Source organism: Lawsonella sp. (assembly GCF_011525565.1).
Classification (GTDB): Bacteria; Actinomycetota; Actinomycetes; order Mycobacteriales; family Mycobacteriaceae; genus Lawsonella; species Lawsonella clevelandensis_A.
The window spans coordinates 1-2,661 of the sequence record NZ_WVRS01000021.1 but is presented as its reverse complement, the minus strand read 5'-3'; the positions used below and the strand labels follow the sequence as shown (position 1 = coordinate 2,661).

Sequence of the window (2,661 nt, the reverse complement as noted above, 5' to 3'; positions counted from 1 at the left end):
GCCGTACACGCGGGCGTCGTCGAATACCCACGCACCGCAACTCGCATCAAGATTCGCAGTGGACTCCACAAAACCGCCAAGATCGCCGGCGTGGACAACCTCGTTAATGTCCTTCAACGCGCGGATACGGTGCAGGGTATGCCCGCGCACCTCGATAGTCTCATCCGTCAACTCGTAGAAAAGGCCAGTGTTTTCACTCATCGCCATCACTCCACCCCCATATAGGCGAGAAACCATTCGCGAACATCACTCTTCGCATACATGTTGATAGGCCCATGCAGCCCATACTCATCCCGATTCACCGCCCGCAGCTCGCCTCGCAGAGTTGCCCTTTTTACCGTGTCCCGCGACATTTGATAGCCGAACTCATCACCGATTAGGTTTGCGGGGCCATCATAGGTGTACACGTAAGGCGCAGAATGATTACTCATGACGATCACCCCCGCAAGAGGAGGGTGAAGACGAACCACTCAATCCTCCACCCTCCCCTCGCCTATCTGCTGCAGTTGAGGTATCCCCACACCCAACTGAAGGAGAAGCCAATATGGATGCCCCAGCATGGATAAGCGCAATAAGCGCAGTAATCGCTGTACTCACAACAACCATCGGTGTTGTTCTAACGTCAAAACACGAAAAAGGAGCAAACGAAGCGGCAGCCAACGCCGCAGAATCCGCATCCAGCATGGCTGATGCACAAACACGCATAGCTGAATCTCTAGAAGAAGAACGCCAGCAAGCGGCGAAACTAATCCCCAATTGGGAAATCACCCACAGAACTAGAATGCTGTACTCGTTGGAGAACTGCTGTGGAGAAGACGCCATCAACGTCGTTGTGGAAACAGGCTCCTTGAAAGACTCTAGGTTGGAGAAATCACTGCTACCCGCAGGCTCCAGCATAGAAATATGCGGTGTCTTTGACATGGGAAGCTCTAGCATTGTGCGTGTCACTTGGAATCGCCTCCCTGAAACGAATGACACCAAGAGCTACCTGTGGGAAGGCACTTTCCCTCCCCGTCAGGGATAATCCCTAGACGCGAACACCATCGTTCAGTTCGTAGACGTTTTACGCTCAGCCACACTCGAATCAACGGTTTAAAAACTGTGTAGACATAGCGTGCTTCCTCAAGCTCACAATCGTAAGTTCCAGGAGTTTCCTGCATTACAATCCACCATCGACTATCACGCTCCATGCGGTATAAACGCAGTTTTTGTAGCGGGTTGAGATTGTCTTCTTTCGAATAACTATCCAGGAATGGATTAAGCAACGAGATCACCGCCCATCAACTTCCGCATAAAATACTGGCGCCCCTTACCCGTAATCCGGGTAACCGTAGATACAAACGGCTCACGCCCAGCCGCCTGCACAACATGCTCCGTCACCTCAAACCATCCCCGCTCCACCGCATACTGAGTAGGCCTATTGCGATCAGAAGTCTTAGACGAGATCAGATAACCGTTGTTACGGAACCACTCATACAGGCGTTTCTCCCCCGTCTCATAGCCGTTCTGGCAGAGCTCCTTAGCGAACTCCCGGATAAGCATCGAACCTGAAGACGCGGCCACAGCATCAGCAAACAAGGCCTTAGGCGCAAGCTCCTTTATCTGCTGGTCTTTCTCCTCCAGCATGTTCTGAGCCTCAATCAGCGCGCGGGCCACAAGCTCCGGCCCAGACAACGCCGGGGCAGACAGTCGCTTCTCCATCTCAGAGAAAGCCCGCACAAGACGCTTCTTAAAATCACGCACAACATCGTTATTCCGCATGTATGTCATGAGGAGCGTTGCCTGCTCACGGTTAAGTAGCGCAACCTTTCGTTCTTGCACTCCACCAGCTGTTTTAAAGGGTTGCATCTCAAATGCGACCCTTCCGAACTCCTCAAAGTCCTTGATGTTGTTTTTGACAAGTTGTAGAACAGCTCGATGTTCATTACCTGTCCCGTCAGCGATCACCAGCGAGGTAGTGAAAGCGTTACCTTGCTCATCGCGATCGACGAGCATAGAATGAGAGATAACGTTAGTGTCTTGCATTAGATAGACTCCTTACTTTTTGACTCCCTAGTTCCAGCTGGGGAGTTTTTCTTTGCGCGGAAACGATCTGCTTGACCATCCGCGAACGACGGACTCTGACCTGCTCTTCGGTGACGTCAAACGCATCATCAAAATCAATCGTGAAAGCGTTCAGCACCGATCCGATGAAGCGCGCTTGTTGTGCGCGACCTAGGCTGTCAACGATGGGGTGGTGAAACGCCACCCCACGGCAATGCTGCTTGATAGCGTTCACAGTGTCGGCATAACCGAGCACAGTGGCTACATCTTTAGCGCAAAACACCGGAGTGCCTTTTTCGTCGTACGTAGCGCGGGTTGTGGTGTCTTTGAATACCAGTTGAGTCTGTCCAGAAAGATCGGTAAAATCGTTCATAGTAAGGACTCCTTTCCTTGTCTTTGCCCCCTGTTCCTTCCAGGGGGCTTTTCTTATTAGCGGGTGTATCGGCGGCGAAGTCTGATTTGGTCTTGAGGTACTTCGCGGCGGATGGTGACGAATGCATCGTCAAAGTCGATAGGAAAGTTGTTGAGTACTGACCCAATGAATCGCCCTGTTGCTTCCTTATCCGGTTCAATCCATCTGGATGCAGTCGATGGTGGGACTCCAAGTTTTTCCGCTAG

The 2,661-nt window shown here is 51.8% G+C and carries 4 protein-coding genes and 2 pseudogenes; 1 reads left to right on the top strand and 5 read right to left on the bottom strand.

The window, feature by feature from the left end; translation table 11 throughout:
• Positions 1-201: pseudogene (locus QZV76_RS07320) on the bottom strand (hypothetical protein); the annotation flags it as partial.
• Between the two features lie 5 nt (positions 202-206).
• Positions 207-470: a hypothetical protein gene (locus QZV76_RS07315; protein WP_290599363.1), complete on the bottom strand. Its 264-nt coding sequence runs from the start codon at positions 468-470 to the stop codon at positions 207-209.
• Between the two features lie 74 nt (positions 471-544).
• On the opposite strand from QZV76_RS07315, the gene QZV76_RS07310 reads away from it, so the two are divergent.
• Entirely contained in the window at positions 545-1,024 is a 480-nt protein-coding gene (locus QZV76_RS07310) for a hypothetical protein (RefSeq protein ID WP_290599362.1), read from the top strand.
• A gap of 233 nt (positions 1,025-1,257) precedes the next feature.
• On the opposite strand, the gene QZV76_RS07305 is transcribed toward QZV76_RS07310, so the two are convergent.
• From QZV76_RS07305 to QZV76_RS07295, 3 genes and pseudogenes are all read right to left on the bottom strand, one after another.
• Complete coding sequence (locus QZV76_RS07305) at positions 1,258-2,025, bottom strand: phage regulatory protein/antirepressor Ant (RefSeq protein ID WP_290599361.1); 768 nt, start codon at positions 2,023-2,025, stop codon at positions 1,258-1,260.
• Entirely contained in the window at positions 2,012-2,416 is a 405-nt protein-coding gene (locus QZV76_RS07300; RefSeq protein WP_290599360.1) for a BRO family protein, read from the bottom strand. Before QZV76_RS07300 ends, QZV76_RS07305 begins: the two co-directional genes overlap by 14 nt.
• A gap of 56 nt (positions 2,417-2,472) precedes the next feature.
• A pseudogene (locus QZV76_RS07295) lies at positions 2,473-2,661 on the bottom strand (hypothetical protein); the annotation flags it as partial.

What these genes read in the sequence shown, in the direction of transcription:
- QZV76_RS07300 (WP_290599360.1), bottom strand. Translation starts at nt 2,416, where the DNA reads ATGAACGATTTTACCGATCTTTCTGGACAGACTCAACTGGTATTCAAA.
- QZV76_RS07310 (WP_290599362.1), top strand. Translation starts at nt 545, where the DNA reads ATGGATGCCCCAGCATGGATAAGCGCAATAAGCGCAGTAATCGCTGTA.
- QZV76_RS07305 (WP_290599361.1), bottom strand. Translation starts at nt 2,025, where the DNA reads ATGCAAGACACTAACGTTATCTCTCATTCTATGCTCGTCGATCGCGAT.